Origin of the sequence: Kitasatospora sp. NPDC052896, assembly GCF_044547075.1 — a bacterium.
Lineage (GTDB): Bacteria > Actinomycetota > Actinomycetes > Streptomycetales > Streptomycetaceae > Kitasatospora.
This window is the reverse complement of sequence record NZ_JBITZU010000080.1, coordinates 1-1,315: the sequence shown is the minus strand read 5'-3', so window position 1 is coordinate 1,315 and position 1,315 is coordinate 1. Positions and strand designations below refer to the sequence as shown.

The 1,315-nt window shown below is 68.5% G+C and carries 1 protein-coding gene; it reads right to left on the bottom strand.

Going from position 1 to position 1,315, the window contains the following annotated elements:
* On the bottom strand, window positions 1-1,315 hold a 1,315-nt coding region (locus ACIGXM_RS37405; RefSeq protein ID WP_396568584.1), incomplete at both ends, for an amino acid adenylation domain-containing protein.

Here is a 1,315-nt window from a genome sequence, read left to right as displayed (position 1 = left end):
GCGCTCGCCCTTGGTGCTGTAGGGGCAGGCGATGAAGCGTTCGGCGGTCAGGCCGGGGCGGTTGAGGTAGCCGCGGGCCAGGCCGGTGCCGGCGAGGTAGAGCTCGCCGGCGACGCCGACGGGGACCAGCCGCAGGGCGGAGTCCAGGACGAACACGCGGGTGTTCCACAGCGGCTGGCCGATGGGGACGGTGGCGCCGGGCCGGCAGTGCCAATCGGTCACGGCAACGCTTGCCTCGGTCGGGCCGTAGTAGTTGTGGAGAGGCACGTCGAGGAGGCTGCTGAATCGGTCGCGTAGTTCTGGCGTCAGAGCCTCGCCACCGCTAAGGACTGCGCGAAGGCTGCTGTCGGAGGTCGCGGCGGGGTCCTGGAGGAAGGCCTGCAGCATTGAGGGGACGAATTGGGTGATGGTGATCCGCTCGCGGTGGATCAGCTCAGCCAGGTACCCGGGGTCCCTGTGGCCGCCCGGGCGGGCGACAACCACGGTGCCTCCAGTAAGGATCGGCAGGAAGAACTCCCAGACGGAGGCGTCGAATCCGAACGGTGTCTTCTGGGCGATGCGGTCCGAGGCATCGACGTCGTACTCGTGGCGCAGCCACTCCAGCAGGTTGATCACACCCTCGTGCGGCACGACGACGCCCTTGGGGCGGCCGGTGGAGCCGGAGGTGTAGATGACGTAGGCCGGGTGCGTCGGAAGCAGTGGGGCAGTCCGGTCGGCGTCGGTGGGGTTGCTGTCGGCGTGTGCGGTCAGCTTCTCACTGGTGGTGGGGTCGTCGAGGACGATCGTCGTCCCGGTGACGCTCTGCGGTAGGCGTTCCGTGGTGTCGTGGGTGGCGAGGACCAGGGTGGGTGCGGCGTCCTGGAAGACGTAGGCGATGCGGTCGGCCGGGTATTCGGGGTCGATCGGCAGGTACGCCGCGCCGGTCTTGAGGATGGCGAGGAGGGTGGTGACCAGGTCGGCGGAGCGTTCCATCACGACGGCGACCAGGGACTCGGGTCCCACGCCGTGGCTGATGAGGAGGTGGGCGAGGCGGTTGGCGTGGGTGTTCAGCTCGGCGTAGGTGAGCTGGGTGCCCTCGAAGGTGACAGCCACCGCGTTGGGGGTGCGTGCGGCCTGGGCCTGGAAGAGCTGGGGCAGGGTCGCGGTCGGCACCTCGCGGGCGGTGTCGTTCCAGGTGGTGAGCAGTTGCTCGCGCTCGGCCTTGTCCAGAATCTCCAGTTGCTGCAGGGGGGTGTGGGGTGTGGTTTCGAGGGTGGTGATGAGGTTTTCGGTGGTGGTGTGGACGAGGGTGGTGATGGTGGTGGGGTTGATGGGT